Source organism: Mucilaginibacter sp. P2_A5, assembly GCF_056404995.1.
Window position 1 is genome coordinate 1 of sequence record NZ_JBFUCY010000025.1, and the last position, 15653, is coordinate 15653.

The 15653-nt window shown below is 43.0% G+C and carries 18 protein-coding genes and 1 pseudogene; 11 read left to right on the forward strand and 8 right to left on the reverse strand.

Annotated elements, in window-relative coordinates:
- A pseudogene (locus AC1DXF_RS20675) lies at nucleotides 1-198 on the forward strand (IS110 family transposase); the annotation flags it as partial.
- A 404-nt stretch (nucleotides 199-602) separates the two neighbouring features.
- Here the strand turns inward: AC1DXF_RS20675 and AC1DXF_RS20680 are convergent.
- The 5 genes from AC1DXF_RS20680 to AC1DXF_RS20700 form a co-directional block, all read right to left on the reverse strand.
- On the reverse strand, nucleotides 603-758 hold the full coding sequence (locus AC1DXF_RS20680) for a Sec-independent protein translocase subunit TatA/TatB (RefSeq protein ID WP_147052303.1): 156 nt from the start codon (nucleotides 756-758) through the stop codon (nucleotides 603-605).
- Between the two features lie 141 nt (nucleotides 759-899).
- The gene (locus AC1DXF_RS20685; protein WP_477450601.1) at nucleotides 900-2156 is read right to left on the reverse strand and encodes an aspartate kinase; all 1257 of its coding nucleotides are present in this window, start codon (nucleotides 2154-2156) and stop codon (nucleotides 900-902) included.
- Nucleotides 2157-2966, reverse strand: coding sequence for a DUF3298 and DUF4163 domain-containing protein (locus tag AC1DXF_RS20690; protein ID WP_477450602.1), 810 nt, complete (start codon nucleotides 2964-2966; stop codon nucleotides 2157-2159).
- Between the two features lie 270 nt (nucleotides 2967-3236).
- Nucleotides 3237-3656 (reverse strand): N-acetyltransferase family protein, encoded by a 420-nt coding sequence (locus AC1DXF_RS20695; RefSeq protein ID WP_477450674.1) that lies wholly within the window; start codon nucleotides 3654-3656, stop codon nucleotides 3237-3239.
- A gap of 174 nt (nucleotides 3657-3830) precedes the next feature.
- Nucleotides 3831-4520 carry a YggS family pyridoxal phosphate-dependent enzyme gene (locus AC1DXF_RS20700; protein WP_477450603.1) on the reverse strand — a complete coding sequence of 230 codons (690 nt, stop codon included), beginning with the start codon at nucleotides 4518-4520 and terminating at the stop codon, nucleotides 3831-3833.
- 43 nt (nucleotides 4521-4563) lie between these two features.
- Between AC1DXF_RS20700 and AC1DXF_RS20705 the strand changes: the two genes are divergently transcribed.
- The 8 genes from AC1DXF_RS20705 (at nucleotide 4564) to AC1DXF_RS20740 (ending at nucleotide 11807) form a co-directional block, all read left to right on the forward strand.
- Complete coding sequence (locus AC1DXF_RS20705) at nucleotides 4564-5178, forward strand: DUF4296 domain-containing protein (RefSeq protein WP_477450604.1); 615 nt, start codon at nucleotides 4564-4566, stop codon at nucleotides 5176-5178.
- On the forward strand, nucleotides 5159-7528 hold the full coding sequence (locus AC1DXF_RS20710) for an endonuclease MutS2 (RefSeq protein ID WP_477450605.1): 2370 nt from the start codon (nucleotides 5159-5161) through the stop codon (nucleotides 7526-7528). The genes AC1DXF_RS20705 and AC1DXF_RS20710 overlap by 20 nt, the downstream gene beginning before the upstream one ends.
- Before the next feature lie 22 nt (nucleotides 7529-7550).
- Nucleotides 7551-8063: a hypothetical protein gene (locus tag AC1DXF_RS20715; RefSeq protein ID WP_477450606.1), complete on the forward strand. Its 513-nt coding sequence runs from the start codon at nucleotides 7551-7553 to the stop codon at nucleotides 8061-8063.
- Between the two features lie 34 nt (nucleotides 8064-8097).
- Entirely contained in the window at nucleotides 8098-8460 is a 363-nt protein-coding gene (locus AC1DXF_RS20720) for a VOC family protein (RefSeq protein ID WP_477450607.1), read from the forward strand.
- 131 nt (nucleotides 8461-8591) lie between these two features.
- A complete protein-coding gene (locus AC1DXF_RS20725) occupies nucleotides 8592-9677 on the forward strand; it encodes an SGNH/GDSL hydrolase family protein (RefSeq protein WP_477450608.1) in 1086 nt (361 codons plus the stop codon).
- A 184-nt stretch (nucleotides 9678-9861) separates the two neighbouring features.
- Nucleotides 9862-10560 carry a CoA transferase subunit A gene (locus tag AC1DXF_RS20730; RefSeq protein WP_477450609.1) on the forward strand — a complete coding sequence of 233 codons (699 nt, stop codon included), beginning with the start codon at nucleotides 9862-9864 and terminating at the stop codon, nucleotides 10558-10560.
- Between the two features lie 163 nt (nucleotides 10561-10723).
- Complete coding sequence (locus AC1DXF_RS20735; protein ID WP_477450610.1) at nucleotides 10724-11380, forward strand: 3-oxoacid CoA-transferase subunit B; 657 nt, start codon at nucleotides 10724-10726, stop codon at nucleotides 11378-11380.
- Between the two features lie 142 nt (nucleotides 11381-11522).
- Nucleotides 11523-11807: a superinfection immunity protein gene (locus tag AC1DXF_RS20740; RefSeq protein ID WP_477450611.1), complete on the forward strand. Its 285-nt coding sequence runs from the start codon at nucleotides 11523-11525 to the stop codon at nucleotides 11805-11807.
- A gap of 189 nt (nucleotides 11808-11996) precedes the next feature.
- Here the strand turns inward: AC1DXF_RS20740 and AC1DXF_RS20745 are convergent, their stop codons facing one another.
- From AC1DXF_RS20745 to AC1DXF_RS20755, 3 genes are read right to left on the reverse strand one after another with little or no spacing between them, the layout of a single operon-like run.
- Nucleotides 11997-12629, reverse strand: coding sequence for a uridine kinase family protein (locus AC1DXF_RS20745; protein ID WP_477450612.1), 633 nt, complete (start codon nucleotides 12627-12629; stop codon nucleotides 11997-11999).
- Complete coding sequence (locus AC1DXF_RS20750; protein ID WP_477450613.1) at nucleotides 12622-13659, reverse strand: LysM peptidoglycan-binding domain-containing protein; 1038 nt, start codon at nucleotides 13657-13659, stop codon at nucleotides 12622-12624. The genes AC1DXF_RS20745 and AC1DXF_RS20750 overlap by 8 nt, the downstream gene beginning before the upstream one ends.
- Before the next feature lie 21 nt (nucleotides 13660-13680).
- Nucleotides 13681-14445 (reverse strand): DUF4905 domain-containing protein, encoded by a 765-nt coding sequence (locus AC1DXF_RS20755; protein ID WP_477450614.1) that lies wholly within the window; start codon nucleotides 14443-14445, stop codon nucleotides 13681-13683.
- Nucleotides 14446-14540: 95 nt separating this feature from the next.
- Here AC1DXF_RS20755 and AC1DXF_RS20760 point away from each other — a divergent pair, with 95 nt between their 5' ends.
- Both AC1DXF_RS20760 and AC1DXF_RS20765 read left to right on the forward strand, forming a co-directional pair.
- A complete protein-coding gene (locus tag AC1DXF_RS20760; protein ID WP_477450615.1) occupies nucleotides 14541-15020 on the forward strand; it encodes a Dps family protein in 480 nt (159 codons plus the stop codon).
- Nucleotides 15021-15218: 198 nt separating this feature from the next.
- Nucleotides 15219-15635: a DUF6855 family protein gene (locus tag AC1DXF_RS20765; RefSeq protein ID WP_477450616.1), complete on the forward strand. Its 417-nt coding sequence runs from the start codon at nucleotides 15219-15221 to the stop codon at nucleotides 15633-15635.
- The last annotated feature ends 18 nt before the right edge of the window (nucleotides 15636-15653 follow it).

The following is a 15653-nucleotide window of genomic DNA, read 5'->3' on the forward strand; positions in this document are numbered from 1 at the left end:
AAAAAACAGGAACTTAACCAGGCAGCCAAAACGGCAATGCAATATGATCCAGAGATAAGGGCATATGCAGAGCGAAAAATGAAAAGTAAGGATTACGGATTGGTATTGAACAATATAAAATTCAAGCTGATCTTACGAATGTTTTCCCTGGTGAAAAGAGGCGTAAAATATGTGGAAAACTATAAAAGGGCAGCCTAAAAAATCTTTTTTGAATTAAATTTGGAATTATGCTAAACCTAGAATACGAACGAATCAGGGTGGGCTAAGCAGGAGGGGTGAGGAGAAATCTTGAGCGCCCTGCATTCCGATTGGCTGGTTTTGATGCAGGGCGTTTAAGATTTCTCTTTCGCGCCCCACTCTATGGCTCCCCTTGCTCTATCGAAATGACAATTTTTCTTTTGTTAAAAAGATGTCTCCACACGGTGAACTCAAGGCCTTATGCTAACGTAAAAACAGGGTTTACTTACAGCATAGGGCCTTGTTTGCTTATACGGATAACATTTATTATTAATACTGTAAAAGGTTCTACCGTGCTTTGTAAGCAAAAAAGGCGCATCGAGATAACTCATGCGCCTTTTTGGATTTTCCTTTTTTAAGTTAAATTATTCTTTAATCGCTGCGTCTTTTTCGGTTTTACCGTCATTAAATGCCTTTAAACCCTGGCCCATGCCGCGCATCAGCTCAGGAATTTTTTTTCCGCCAAACAATAACAATACTGCAATAATGATGAGTATTATTTCAGGTGCTCCTAATCCCATAATTTTAAGTTTTTTTGATGAATGTTTTAATTACTAACCCTTTATTAACCTAAAGGTACCAAAGCGCCATATTATTCAGGGCGTTGTATCGGCGAGGCGCTAATTTGTGCCGATGAATTGGTTGTTGGCTTCGAAAATGCCTTACCGCACCACCACTTGTGCCGTATTCCTGCTGATTTGTTCAAGAAGTATGGTCTTTCCGGCAGTTAATTCCTTCAGCGAATTTTCGTCGTAATGCCTGATGGTGATCAGCGATAAACCACTGTTGTATTTTACTTTAAACTCTTGTTTAAGGGTGTTTATCAGTTTTTCAAAACGCTCTTCATAAAAGTCAAAACAAACCGTGAAACTAAGGGCCGAGGTTTGCATTACATTTACCTTCACCTGGTTTTGGGCAAACAGACCGAAGATGCCGCTCAAATGATCTTCGGATATAAATGAGTAATCAATAGGCGAAATGGAAAGCAGCACCTGGTTTTGTTTCAGGATGATAACGGGCTTTTCAAACTTGTTGAAGCCATCTTCTTTAATCACGGTGCCGGGGGCTTCGGGATGGGTAAATGGTTTCACCAGCAAAGGTATTTTGGCGTTTTGTAAAGGCTTTATTGTTTTTGGGTGGATAACGCTGGCGCCGTAATAGGTCATCTCGATGGCTTCGGTGTAAGATAGTTCATCAAATTTTACGGTATCGGCGAAGTATTTGGGGTCGGCATTCAGGATCCCGGGAACATCTTTCCAGGTGGTAACCGATTCGGCACCTAAACAGGATGCAAATATAGATGCAGTATAATCAGATCCCTCGCGGCCCAAAGTGGTGGTAAAATTCTCTGATGTCCCGCCCAAAAATCCCTGGGTTACCACCACGCCTTTTTGCAGCAGCGCCGGAATATCCTTGCTAATGCTTGCCCGCGTTTTATCCCATTGCACAATGCCCTCGCGGTAGCTGTTATCGGTGTGGATATAGCCACGCACATCAAGCCATTGGCTTTTTATGCCGGCTTTGTTAAGGTAGGCAGATACGATACGGGTTGATACCAGTTCGCCGATGGATACTACCTGGTCGTAAATAAAATCGTAGCTATCGTGCGGCTCATCTTCAATGGCCCAGTCAATCTCCACAAAGGTGTTGGCCACATCGTCAAAAACAGGATCGTTAGTATCAAACAGCTCGTGCAAAATATCAAAGTGATATTGTTTGATGCTGTCGAAGATGCCGTGCATGTCCTCGGTTTGATCTACATAAGCTTTAGTGAGCTTCTCCAGCGCATTGGTGGTTTTGCCCATGGCCGATACCACGATAAGTAATTGTTGGCCATCGTATTGTTTAACAACATTGGCCAGATTAATAATACCATCGGCATCCTTAACTGATGCCCCTCCGAATTTAAATACAAGCATTTATTTAATATATTGACTAACCACGGTATTTGGCCGCAGTAAATGTTTAATGGACGAATAGGGGATAAACAGCTCTGTTATACCTGCAGCATAGGGCTTAATTTCATCCTGGTTGTAAACGAACTTAAGGCCTATCGGGGTAGCAGAAAAATTATAGTTCAGTGCGAATTTATTACCTTTAAAAAAATAGTCCCGCGCCAGTGATGATGTGTCGCTTAGTTTTTCATCTTTCCTGAAGATCCTTTCGGCAACAGCGTTAAGTTCGTTACGATAACCGGCAGCAAAAATATCACCAAGCCGAAGGTCTTTTTTGGCTTTAATATCCCAGTTTACAAAGGTGATTAACGCGTCCCCGTGCGCCGCGCCGCCGCGGAAAATGTAGCCGCCAATTTCGAGCGTTGTCAGGTTCGAATCCTGGTAAATTACTTTTGCATAGCTATTCAGCGTATAAAACATAGCCGACTTTGGGTCGCTGTGCCTGAAATCAGCATATAATTGCAGGAAGTTTTTGGTCATTTGCTCAACGGTGCTATCTGCCTTCTTATTTATTGAAAATAAGTTGGCAAGGTCGACGTTAATTAAATTGTTTAATGCTTTGGCACTGTCAAAAAACGGGTAACTAATTTTCACCACAGTACAACCGCTATCCGACTTGTTGCCACAATCGGCAGCCCGCTCATGAATTGTTTTATAAGTATAGGCAAGCGTGTCTTTTACCGTTTGTTTATCTTCTTTAGGTTTAACACTCCATTGGCAGGATGCAAGGGCAAATCCAACTAAAATAAAACAAAGCTTACTGATGGTTTTCATGTTAGATGTTGTTTTATATAGCTTAATAAACCAATATCGTGTTTGGTTTTACAATGGCATTGTTTTGAACGCTGGCTAAGACTCACCCGACGAGGCTTCGCCCGTCACCCTCTCTTCACCTGCGGTGGAAAGAGGGGCTTGAAAAGTAGCTAATGCGACTCATTATAAATAGCTCTCCGCCTTAAAGCCCCTCTTTCCGGCGAAGCTGAAGAGAGGGTGGCCAGCGTAGCGTAGCCGGGTGAGTCTTCGCCGCCATGCAACACCGGTTTATTAATACTGCTCCAACTGCTCTTTCGATAACGACACATTAAGCCATCCCGCTTCCAGGTTAGCCTCGTATTTTTTGTAAAAATTAATAGCCGGTTCGTTCCAGTCCAATACCTGCCAAACCATGCCGCTAAAGCCCAGCTCTTTGGCTTCTACAATCAATCTATCCAGCAAAAGCTTGCCAATTTTCCTGCCACGGTAAGCTTCCGTCACAATTAAATCTTCCAGGTAAAGGCGGCAGCCCTTCCAGGTAGAGTAGCGGATATAATAAAGCGCGAAACCTACTATCAACCCGTCAACTTCGGCCACGTAAGCCTTCCAAACAGGTTTGGCGCCAAAGCCGGCATCAATAAATTCGTCTAAAGTAACGGTTACTTCCTCCGGCGCCCGCTCAAAAAGGGCCAGCTCATGCACCAGTTCCATCAGCCGCGGGCAATCGTCAACGGTGGCAACACGCAGGGTAGCCGCCCCCGCCCCCTGAAGGGGGAGCTTTTGATTGGTATTGTTTGTTATTTCGTTAGTTTCCAATTCTGTAAGTTCTTTAATTCTTTAAGTTGTAAATCAAGCACCCGCACCACGAACCCCGCAACCCGCACCTCAATTGTTCTTCCAATGTTTCACCACCCTTGTGCCAAAAATAGTGCTGCCCAGGCGTACCATGTTGCTGCCTTGTTCAATAGCTATTTTATAGTCGGACGACATGCCCATCGATAAAATGTTAAAACTATCATCTTTTCTGAAATAGCTCACTTTTATTCCGTCAAAAAAGGTCTTCAGTTCGTAATATTCGTCTTTTATTTGCTTTTCGTTATCGGTATTGGTGGCAATACCCATTAACCCACGTATACGAACATTTTTACAAGCTGCAAATTCATCCGATCGTAACAGCTCTATAGCTTCATCAAAGCCCAGCCCAAATTTGGTTTCCTCGTCGGCAATGTAAATTTGCAGCAGGCAATCAATTACACGGTCGGCTTTTTGGGCGTGTTTGTTTATTTCCTGTAACAGCTTCACGCTATCAACAGATTGTATCATGCTTACAAAAGGCGCTATGTATTTTACTTTGTTGGTTTGCAGGTGGCCAATCAGGTGCCATTCAATATCTTTGGGCAATTGCTCCTGTTTTTCAACCAGTTCCTGTACCTGGTTTTCGCCAAATAAACGCTGCCCGGCATCGTATGCTTCCAGCACTTCGGCAGCGGGTTTTGTTTTTGATACGGCTAACAATATTACCTTGCCGGCCTCCGTTTCTTTTTTTAAGCTTTTGATATTATCTGCAATGCTCATTTATCCGTAAATTTGCTTAATTAATCAGCCGCTAAATTACAGAATGTATAAATACTTGACCTTGTTTTTTTCAGTAACACTTTTTTTGTGCGGTTGTAAAAGCGATAGTGTCCCCTCAAAATTTATCCAGCCCAAACAAATGACTGGCTTATTGGTGCAGATACACCTGATAGATGGATCGTTATATAATGGTTTGCAGGGAGGCGATAGCCTGTACAAATACGGCATGGGCAAATATTTAGATGCTTTCAGGAAATTCGATACCGACTCGGCCCAGTTCAGAAAAAGCATGCAATACTACGCCAGTGAACCCGACAAGCTGTTTAAAATATATGATTCTGTTGAGGTTAGGATAAAAACCATGTCAGATTCTGTTAACCTGGCTCAAAACAAACAACGGATGGCTACCCAAAAAGCCGATTCGCTAAAAGCCGATTCGGTAAGGAAAGCGCTCATGAGACCGAAAACCCCTGCCCAAAAAGCCGATTCGGTTAAACAAGCGAAAATACAACAAAAGGCAATCCTCCGGAGAGTAGATTCCTTAAAGGCCGATTCGTATAAAAAACAAGCAGAAGCAAGAAGAACGATGAAATCAAAAATAGATTCAGTAAAAAAATTAAAACATAGACTAAGACCTAATGCTGTACCCATTAAATAGTGTTGATAAGCTTGGGTTTACCGAAGTAAAGGAATTAATAAAAGCTCATTGCCTGAGCGAGATGGGCCAGCAAATGGTTGATAAGATACAGGTGATGAGCAATCACGACCAGATTGCCAAGTTTTTAAGCCAGGCCAACGAGTTTAAAAACATCCTGGTAAACGATGCCGCACTACCCATCCATCATTTTTTCGATATTAAATCCCTGGCCAATAAAGCCCGTATAGAGGGTGTTTTTTTGAGCGAGGAGGAGTTTTACCAGGTGCAGGCATCCCTGCAAACCGTATTTGCTGTAATAGCTTATTTTAGTGAACGGGAAGGCCTTTACCCCAATCTGGAGGCGCTGTTTGAGCACCTGCCTATTGAGAAGGCCATCCTGAAAAAGATTGACGCCGTTATTGACCCCAAAGGAAAAATCCGCCCCAATGCATCGCGCGATTTGCAGGAAATAACATCGGGCATAGCCAAAGCCGAGCAGGAAGCCCGCAAAAAGATTGACCAGATATTTAAAAATGCGTCATCGAGCGGCTGGACGGCCGATGGATCGCTCACAGTACGCGATGGCAGGTTGTGCATCCCGCTGCTGGCCGAAAACAAGCGGAAGCTAAAAGGATTTATTCATGACGAATCGGCCTCGGGCCAAACCGTTTACATGGAACCCGAGGAAGTATTTACCCTCAACAACCGCGTGCGCGACCTGGAATTTGAACGCCGCCGCGAGATAGTAAAGATCCTGACAGCCTTAACAAATGAATTAAGGCCCTACGCGCCGCTTTTGTTATCGTACCATGCCTTATTAACCAAGCTTGATTTTGTACGCGCCAAGGCCCTGTTTGCCATTGATATTGAAGGCGAAATGCCCCAGGTGGTAAACGAGCCAAAACTTAAATTATTTAATGCCCGCCATCCGCTGTTGTTCCTGAATTTTAAAAAGGAGCAAAAAACGGTGGTGCCATTGAATGTGCAGATTGACGAAGGAACACGCATCATTGTGGTATCGGGCCCTAATGCGGGCGGTAAATCTGTTTGTATGAAAACAGTTGGCCTGCTGCAAATGATGGTACAGGCAGGCTTGCTGATACCGGCTGCCGAAGCCAGCGTGATTGGCGTATTTAAGCAGATGTTTGTTGATATAGGTGACGATCAATCTATCGAGAGCGATTTGAGTACCTATAGCGCCCACCTATCCAAAATGAAAAATTTCGTGGAGCAGGCCAATGGCAAAACCCTGATACTGATTGACGAGTTTGGCACCGGTACCGACCCGCAATTTGGCGGTCCTATTGCCGAGGCAGTGCTGGAATCGCTGAACCATAAAAAGGTGAGGGGGATGGTAACCACGCATTACAGCAACCTCAAGATTTTCGCCAGCAATACCGAAGGGATAGAAAATGCATCGATGCTGTTTAATAACGTAGAGATGAAGCCCCTTTACCGGCTGGAGGTTGGCAAGCCCGGCAGCTCCTATGCTTTTGAGATAGCCCAAAAAATAGGCCTGCCGCCAAACGTACTTAACCTGGCCCGGAACAAAATAAGCGAAGGCCAGAAAAAAGTAGATACCCTGTTGGTTGACCTGGAGCGCGAAAAACGCGAGATATTTGAAACCAAACAAAAACTGGACAAGCAGCAGCGCAAGCTTAACGAGTTACAGACCGAGAACGAAAAGTTGAAAAGCTACCTGGACGAAAATAAAAAAGTACTGATACGCGAGGCTAAAGACCAGGCCAAAAACATTATCCTGAATGCCAATAAACTGGTTGAGAATACCATATCCGAAATAAAAAGCAGCAACGCCGATAAAGAAAAAACCCGCACCCTGCGCGAAAACCTGAATATTGAGCTTAAAAAGAATACAGTAAAGGTCGAGCCGGCAAAACAAAGCCTCGCAGCCGCCGCTGAGGAAGAGCTGAAGCCTGGCGACTGGGTAAAATTAACCGATTCGGAAACTACCGGGCAGGTGATAGAGATTATCCGTGATAACGTGGTAATTGCCATTGGCGATTTACGCACCGTAGCTAAAAAGAAAAAGGTGGAGCGGGTGAGCAAATCGTCGGTACCCAAAGAGGTGAGGCGTACCATGAACTCGCATACCAGCGATTTTGCTAATTTTAGTCCGGAGATTGACGTACGCGGCCAGCGTACCGAAGATGCCCTGCACAATATTGAAAAACTATTTGACCGCGCCCTGATGATGGGTTTTGGTAACCTTAAAATCATCCACGGCAAAGGCGATGGTATTTTGCGTAAGATGATTCGCCAATACCTTAAGAAGTATGACCAGGTTGATAGGTTGGAAGATGAGCACGCAGATAGGGGTGGGGACGGGATAACTTATGTTTATTTGAAATAAGTTAGTATATTTTGCAAAAGCTATGGTTAAGTATCAGTTTCTGTTATCAGCTATTTTGTTTTTCTCTTTGGGTGCTAATGCTCAACAACAGTATATAAAACCTAACGAAATAAATGTCATAAGTTTTAATACTCAAAATGGTAAGAAACTTACGGTGGCTATTGATAGCGATAAAAGATATATAGTTTACAGATATGGAACATCGGATAATTTGGAATTTGAATATCCGGGTGACTTAAACAGCAGCTTCTCTAAATTTAAATTATACCATTATGTTAGGAATGGAGGTGCCGATAATGACGGAAAGGGAATCGATCTGTTGCAGTTTGCGAACGCTGAGCATACCTATATCATATATGAGCTTTGGGAAGCAGCTGTTGGTGGTTTTGTTTATAAGAGCGGAATTACTATAACGAATAATAAAACCCATAAAAAGGTAGATATAAAAGGTGACGAAAAGACTAAAAATGGTGCTCTGAGTAACTTGTTTGATGTAAACAAGGTTCAAATATCCGAGGATAGTTTTGGGTATTGAAAAAGTTAGTATATTTTGCAAATATTATAAACCTATGGCCCTAAAAACTATCACTCCAATGTTATACACCCGGCAGGTACGGGAAACGGTTGATTATTATATCAATAACCTGGGCTTTACCTGTATTGGGTATGAAGAACGTTGGGGCTGGGCAACAGTTAGCCGCGATGATATCGAAATCATGTTTGCATTACCCAATGAGCATGAGCCTTTCGGGATGCCAAAGTTTACGGGTTCGCTGTACATTCGCACAGATAAGGTTGACGAGTTGTGGAAAGAGCTGAAAGAACATGCCATTATTTGCTATCCCATAGAAACCTTTGATTTTGGCATGCGCGAGTTTGCCATTTACGATTATAACGGCTACCTGTTGCAATTTGGTACGCCTGTTAATTAGTCATTCGCTGCGCGTCATTAGTCATTTCGCTGCGCTGTCATTGGTCATTGGTTAGCTCGGTGTTTCATAGTATTTGGCAACTTGTTTTGTGTTATCAATTTTCATAAATTAGACGGGTAAACCGGCAAAAAATGCGTAAATTATACTTTGTAGTTCTGTTCCTGGTATCTTCGGGAGCCTTATCAACTTGCCAGGCGCAAAGCCTGGTACTCAAAAGCAAGGATACCCACATCCGCTATACCGGCCGCATTAACATGACCGATGAGGCTGCGGAGTTTTACTGGACAGGTTCATCAGCCCTAATTAACTTTAAAGGTACCGGCGTATCGGCGGTGTTGCAGGACGAGCGAGGCGAAAATTATTTCACAATTATTGTCGATGGCAAGGTAACCAATACTTTACACCTGGAAAATGCCCAAAAAACGTATACCCTGGCCGAAGGCCTTCCCGACGGCAACCATAGCCTGGAACTGTTTAAACGTACCGAATGGGACAAGGGTAAAACCACTTTTGTACAGTTTATTTTGGATAAAGGCGCATCTATATTACCAGCGCCACCTGTTAAAAAACGCAAGATCGAATTTTTTGGTAATTCTATCACCTGTGGTTACGCTGTTGAAGATACTACCGGGCAGGATAGAGGGAGTGCCCCTTACGAAAACGGCTACATTAGCTATGCCGCAATAACAGCACGTCATTATGATGCCGCCTATGTGGCTACTGCTAAAAGCGGCATAGGGGTAATGGTAAGCTGGTTCCCGCTAATTATGCCCGAAATGTATAACCGCCTTGACCCAACCGACCCAACAAGCCTTTGGGATTTTACAAAATATACCCCTGATGTGGTGATTATCAACCTGTTTCAAAACGATTCGTGGATAGTTAAAATGCCTGATAATCCACAATTTAAAGAACGTTTCGGCACAAAACCACCCGAGGCTGATCAAATTATCAAAGCATACCGGGAGTTGGTGAAAAATATCCGCAAAAAATACCCTAAAGCTCAAATCCTTTGCATCCTGGGCAGTATGGATGCCACTAAAGATGGTGCGCCATGGCCGGGCTATATTGAAAAGGCAGTGGCTGGTTTAAACGACAAAGCCATTTATACCCATATGATCCCATTCAAAAATACACCTGGACACCCCAGCGCCAAAGAACAACAGGCTATGGCCGATGATTTGATTGCCTTTATGGATAAAATGGTAAAATGGTAACACGATTGACGAGATTTTATTAGATTGACAGGATTTGTAGCCTATTGGATTGTCTTAAAAAGTGCAAATTTTTTGAGGGGCGATGTTTAGTCTTTTGCTAATTCAGTTCGAAAAAAAAATCTTAATTCCTGACTCTTGATTCTTGGCTCTATTCCCGTAGCTTTGAAATAACCAATTATTGAACATGAACAAAGTAGTTAGTGGTGCCGATGAGGCCATCCGCGACATCCGGGATGGTATGACCTTGATGCTGGGTGGTTTTGGTTTATGCGGATTGCCGGAAAAATGTATAGCCGCGCTGGTAAAAAAAGGGGTGAAACAGCTTACCTGTATCAGCAACAATGCCGGCGTTGATGACTTTGGCATTGGCCTGATGCTGCAACAACGCCAGGTAAAAAAAATGATTTCTTCCTATGTTGGCGAAAATGCGGAATTTGAACGGCAGCTGTTAAGCGGCGAACTGGAGGTAGAACTGATACCCCAGGGCACGCTGGCAACCCGTTGTATGGCCGCAGGTTACGGCATGCCCGCTATTTTTACCCCAGCTGGTGTTGGTACCGAAGTAGCCATAGGCAAAGAAGTCCGCAACTTTAATGGTAAAGATTACCTGATGGAAATGGCCTTTGATGCCGACTTTGCCATTGTAAAAGCCTGGAAAGGCGATACTATGGGCAACCTCATCTATAAATCAACCGCCCGGAATTTTAACCCTGTTATGGCCATGGCCGGAAAGATAACCATTGCCGAAGTAGAGGAACTTGTTGAACCGGGTGAGTTGGATCCCGATCATATTCATACCCCCGGAATCTATGTGCACAGAATTTTTCAGGGCAGGGATTATGAAAAACGGATTGAACATAGGACAGTGAGGACCAAAGGATAACGAGCGAAATAATAATAACCCTGTCATGCTGAGGAACGAAGCATCTATTAGCGAACTTTTCTGGCGTCAAAGCATGTTGGTTAGTAGATCCTTCCTTCGTCACGATGACAAATTTTTGTTATCCTGTACTTCCTCGCATTGATATAATTAAAAAAAAGTTTTTATGCTTGACAAAAACGGTATCGCTAAACGCATCGCCAAAGAAATAAAAGACGGTTACTATGTTAACCTTGGTATAGGTATTCCAACATTGGTGGCCAATTACATCCCTGAAACCATGGATGTGGTTTTACAATCAGAAAACGGCCTGTTGGGGATGGGGCCCTTTCCCTTTGAAGGCGAGGAAGACCCTGATTTAATAAATGCCGGTAAGCAAACTATAACGATGTTACCCGGTTCGGCCATATTTGATTCGGCAATGAGTTTTGGGATGATCAGGGCCAGGAAGGTTAACTTGACTATCCTGGGCGCCATGGAGGTGTCCGAGAACGGGGATATAGCCAACTGGAAAATTCCCGGTAAAATGGTTAAGGGTATGGGCGGGGCAATGGATCTGGTTGCATCGGCAGAGAATATCATTGTAGCCATGCAACATGTAAACAAATCGGGCGAATCGAAGTTATTACCTAAGTGCACGTTGCCATTAACCGGCGTACATTGCGTAAAAAAAATAGTAACCGAATTGGGGGTGTTTGACGTTTTACCGCAAGGCGGCTTCAAATTATTGGAACGGGCACCAGGTGTAACTGTAGATGAGATAATAAAAGCGACTGCAGGAAAGTTAATAATAGAAGGGGAGGTCCCTGAAATACAGATGTAAAAAATACCCGTAATGAAGTGCAGTTTATTTAAAAAATATTCGCATCTTACGATTAAGTTATTGCGTATAAATGACAATATTTAATTAGGTTATGATAGATTATCCCGGACTGATACTAATATTCATTTTATTATCCATTACAATGCCCATTTATCTCCTGCCTGCTATTATGGCCCGCGAGAAAAATAACTTTACTTCGGTTTTGTTGTTGAATGTCCTTTTGGGATGGACAGTAATAGCCTGGATAATTTCGTTAGTTTGGGCGCTCCGCACTGATAAAGACCCGCTGCGATCATACAAACTCAATACCCACAACTGCTGCCCCAAGATAGAAGCTGAACTTACAAAATTGAGAAACCTGTTCAGGGCCGGTGTAATTACCAAAACCGATTACCACAACGAAACCAGGAAAATTATAGGAAACTAAATAATTTGAAGATTTGAGAATTTGAAGATTCGAAAATGACTAAGTAATTTGAAGATTTGAAAATGCCGGGAATATCTGATTAAATTAGGTAAATGATGTTTGTTGATCATTTTCAAATTCTCAAATCTTCAAATTTTCAAATCAAAACGGCTGTTAATCATTTTCAAATCCTCGAATTTTCAAATTCTTTTAAAAGAGCTTCTCTCTTAAATTAGCCGATATCTCTTCTGTTACCGCAATAATGTCATCTGCAACATGTGTGTTGTTGGTAATTACTTTATCGCATTCATCTTTGTAAGGCAGCAGGAACTCTTTATAGGCCGGCACAACGTGGTTTACCCATTTGTACATCACATCATCGTGCGAATAGCCGCGTTCCAGTAAATCGCGTTTAAGCCGGCGCTGCAGGGCTATGTCATCTTCGGCCTCTATAAAAATTTTCATATCCAGCATACCGGCAATCTCTTTAAAGTGCAGTATAAATAAACCTTCTACTATCAGGATTGGTGCAGGCTTTATTTCCAGTACTTTGGGGATGGCATCGGGGTTATTGAAAGTATACTCATGTTTAATGATGGGCTCTTTATTTAAAAGTTTGCCAATATCATCATGAAAGTGCCTGTCATCTATAGTTGCCGGTAAATCGAAGTTATACAGCTTGTTTTCTTCCTTGGTCATGTTATGCGCCACAGGGATATAATAATCATCCTGCGAAACAAGAGATACCTCATCAGCAGTAAAATGCTCCAGGAAACACTTCAAAAAAAAGGTTTTGCCCGATCCGCTTCCACCGGCAATCCCAACAATATAAGGTTTATTCATTCGGGCTTCCGTAGCTGATATTTACGTTAATGCGTTTATCTAAAGCGCCTAATGCGTCGGCGGTGTTCTTGGTCATTACAATGAGCACGTTTTTGGTTGCTTCGCTGTCTGTAAACCTTCCTACTACTTTTGCGTAAGTAGTATGGTTGTTCATAGGATTAGTAATTTTTATCACCGTGCCTATTGGCGCGGTACGGTGTAAAACCAATTCTTTTTTAGGATCAAGGCTGGTATCATATATCCAGGTTGCTACGCCTCTTTCATTTTTTTCGTACAGGCCAAAACGGTTGGCTTTAAATTTAGCGTCGGCACTGTCAACAGGCATCCCTGCCGAGTCTGCTTTCAATCCGTCCTGCTTGGCTACCGGCCTTTCTTCAGGTGGCATGCCGGTGCGTACTTTGATTATCTGATCGGCCTTTAAATCATCCGAGCTTAAGCTATTCAAGCTCCTGATATCTTCAACCGAAGTATTAAATCTTTTGGCAATAGCAAATATTGTTTCGCCGGCCGATACCTTATACTGTTGTACATTGTCCATGTTTACGGCAGCACCTGGTTGTGCTGTTGCCGGTGCCGGAGCAGCCGGTTTTGGCGCTGTTGCAACTGGCTGTTGAACCACAGGTGCGGGCTGTTGTGTTACAGGTTGTTGAACCGCGGGCGTTTGTACAGGTGTTTTGGTAACAGTTGGCTGCACCTGTGGCTTTTGCTGTACTACTGCCGGTTGTACAGCAGGTTTTGTTGGTTGTGTTGTTGCAGCGGTTTGCGTTTCATTAAATGGCAAATCGGTAGGTACTTTAATAGTGCCGCCAATTTTAAGCGGTGCATTGTTGTTAAACTCTATAATAGCTTTTGGGCTTACTTTATAACGCCTGCCTATGGAGTAATAATTGTCTTTTGGGTCTAATTTGTGGAGGATAACTTTTTTGCCGTTCTGGTTTTCAACACCGATAGAATCTTTGGCGGTGTGGGCAAAAAGGGATGCAGAAATGGTGATTAAGGGAGCAATCAATAAAAGGACCTTTAATTTCATAATATTTTATAATACAGTACTTTATAAATTTAAAACTATTAATTCTGACCTGTTTTTAAGATAGATCAGCTTATCATTATGTACTACAAACGCCTCGGGTTGCAATTTTTGTATATCGCTTTGCAACAAATCGTGGTAAACAATAGCGCCTTCATCGTCAAAAATATAAAGGAGCTGCTCAAGTTGCCCGGCCAAAAACGTGTGCAAAGATACAATTCTAAAATTATTGTGCTCCAGGTAATGCACGGTATTTCCGTAGGCATCAACCCCGGCCGGCAGATTCTTAAACGTTTGTGCCGGTAACGTGCGCGGGCTTAAAATGTGATTATTTAAATCGATATCAATAACAGCCTGATAGGTTCTTGCTATTCCCCCGGTTTTGATATCGGCCAGAACGAGCTTTGGGGGCTGTATTTGAGTATTGTAAACCACCGGGCCATTTACCGAAATATGATCAAAGGCCAATGTATAATTACTCCACAATGTTTTCCCGGTGCGGCCGTCAATGGCGGTCAGCCCCTTATGTGCCGGACCTTTTTCTGATTGGTAATTATGCAGCAGCAGTACTCCGTCAAATGCGGTCTCGATGCCTGTAAGCCATCGCTCGGGAGTTGTAAGCCCTTCAAAGTTTATGATTCCGCTATCCAGGCTGATTGATGTAAATGAAACCAATTTGTCGCCACTATTGCGTACCTCCAGAAATATAATATTACCTGGCCCATCAATCTCCATGCGCCACACGGGCCATTTACATTGATGTTGGATGAATGGTAGCAACTTTGTCATAAAGTGTGTAAATATGCTTAATATCTTCAAAACAGTGTTAATTTTACCAAACATTGCCGCTGCGGCGGTATTAAAAGCACTAAATCACCACTACTATGAATGCTGAACAAATTAGCTTAGAAGAAACAAAAGTAAAGCCGGTTGTCGACCATTTGAACGATCTTTTGGCAAACTACCACATCCATTATCAAAAGCTGCGCGGATGCCATTGGAATGTAAAAGGGCCAAGTTTTTTTACCTTGCACCTTAAGTTTGAGGAGTTGTATACCGCTGCTTTATTAACCATTGATGAACTGGCCGAAAGGATCCTGTCGTTAGGTAAACCACCGTATAGTACTTTTAAAGACTATATTGAAACCGCCCAAATCAAAGAAATTCAAACCATTGGTTTAAAGGATACCCTAATGGTAAAGGCCATTATTGACGACATTGCCGCCCTGATAGCCAAGGAAAGGGAGATCCTGGATATTACAGCGGAAGCCGGCGATGATGGAACCAATGATATGGTGAACCGCTTTATGCAATTCAACGAAAAAAACACCTGGATGCTCCGTTCATTTGTGAACGAGGATTAAGGTGTGAATAAAGAGAATCAAGAATTAAGAGTCAAGAATCAAGACAGAAAGCCGCTTGCATTTGTAAGTGGCTTTTTTATGGAATTTTTTTGCTGATGCGTAGCAAAACCTATAAGGGTATCTTATTATCGCCTAACTTTAAAGCCAATAGATCAGTTAATAAAATAGTAAAACAGACGTTAATTTAGCTTTGATACAATGAAAGAACAAATTGGCACTAAAGAAACCCCATTGGCCCTTAAAACACCGCCGCTATCATCAGAATATACCATGCATACCGATGTAAGAGATGGCAAAGAAGTTTTGGTATGCACCGTTGGCAAAACGGTGTTGCTGTATGATTACCGTTGCCTTGCAGATTTACACGCAATGCTTAAGCAACACGGCGATTGGATAGAACTGGGGAGCGCCGACGAACAAAAGCCGGCCAAAGAAGGTACCGTTGAAGCATGGGGGCGTTCCTCCGAAAACCCTGTTGGCGGCTGGTACGGGCTCAAGAAAGGTTTACGTGGCCGTTTTGGCATGTACATTCCGCCCCTAATGGAAGCATTGGGACTTGCCGAGGTAACGCATGAGGCAAAAGGGAATAAAATGCGGGCAAAAATAAGCATGTAAGCGCTGTGGCGTACTACG

Excerpts from the sequence above, each read along its gene's own strand:
- AC1DXF_RS20735 (WP_477450610.1), top strand. The coding sequence starts at position 10,724 with ATGCTTGACAAAAACGGTATCGCTAAACGCATCGCCAAAGAAATAAAA.
- AC1DXF_RS20695 (WP_477450674.1), bottom strand. The coding sequence starts at position 3,656 with ATGGAACTGGTGCATGAGCTGGCCCTTTTTGAGCGGGCGCCGGAGGAA.
- AC1DXF_RS20705 (WP_477450604.1), top strand. The coding sequence starts at position 4,564 with ATGTATAAATACTTGACCTTGTTTTTTTCAGTAACACTTTTTTTGTGC.
- AC1DXF_RS20740 (WP_477450611.1), top strand. The coding sequence starts at position 11,523 with ATGCCCATTTATCTCCTGCCTGCTATTATGGCCCGCGAGAAAAATAAC.
- AC1DXF_RS20730 (WP_477450609.1), top strand. The coding sequence starts at position 9,862 with ATGAACAAAGTAGTTAGTGGTGCCGATGAGGCCATCCGCGACATCCGG.
- AC1DXF_RS20725 (WP_477450608.1), top strand. The coding sequence starts at position 8,592 with ATGCGTAAATTATACTTTGTAGTTCTGTTCCTGGTATCTTCGGGAGCC.
- AC1DXF_RS20750 (WP_477450613.1), bottom strand. The coding sequence starts at position 13,659 with ATGAAATTAAAGGTCCTTTTATTGATTGCTCCCTTAATCACCATTTCT.
- AC1DXF_RS20715 (WP_477450606.1), top strand. The coding sequence starts at position 7,551 with ATGGTTAAGTATCAGTTTCTGTTATCAGCTATTTTGTTTTTCTCTTTG.
- AC1DXF_RS20700 (WP_477450603.1), bottom strand. The coding sequence starts at position 4,520 with ATGAGCATTGCAGATAATATCAAAAGCTTAAAAAAAGAAACGGAGGCC.
- AC1DXF_RS20690 (WP_477450602.1), bottom strand. The coding sequence starts at position 2,966 with ATGAAAACCATCAGTAAGCTTTGTTTTATTTTAGTTGGATTTGCCCTT.
- AC1DXF_RS20755 (WP_477450614.1), bottom strand. The coding sequence starts at position 14,445 with ATGACAAAGTTGCTACCATTCATCCAACATCAATGTAAATGGCCCGTG.
- AC1DXF_RS20765 (WP_477450616.1), top strand. The coding sequence starts at position 15,219 with ATGAAAGAACAAATTGGCACTAAAGAAACCCCATTGGCCCTTAAAACA.
- AC1DXF_RS20710 (WP_477450605.1), top strand. The coding sequence starts at position 5,159 with ATGCTGTACCCATTAAATAGTGTTGATAAGCTTGGGTTTACCGAAGTA.
- AC1DXF_RS20745 (WP_477450612.1), bottom strand. The coding sequence starts at position 12,629 with ATGAATAAACCTTATATTGTTGGGATTGCCGGTGGAAGCGGATCGGGC.
- AC1DXF_RS20760 (WP_477450615.1), top strand. The coding sequence starts at position 14,541 with ATGAATGCTGAACAAATTAGCTTAGAAGAAACAAAAGTAAAGCCGGTT.
- AC1DXF_RS20680 (WP_147052303.1), bottom strand. The coding sequence starts at position 758 with ATGGGATTAGGAGCACCTGAAATAATACTCATCATTATTGCAGTATTG.
- AC1DXF_RS20685 (WP_477450601.1), bottom strand. The coding sequence starts at position 2,156 with ATGCTTGTATTTAAATTCGGAGGGGCATCAGTTAAGGATGCCGATGGT.
- AC1DXF_RS20720 (WP_477450607.1), top strand. The coding sequence starts at position 8,098 with ATGGCCCTAAAAACTATCACTCCAATGTTATACACCCGGCAGGTACGG.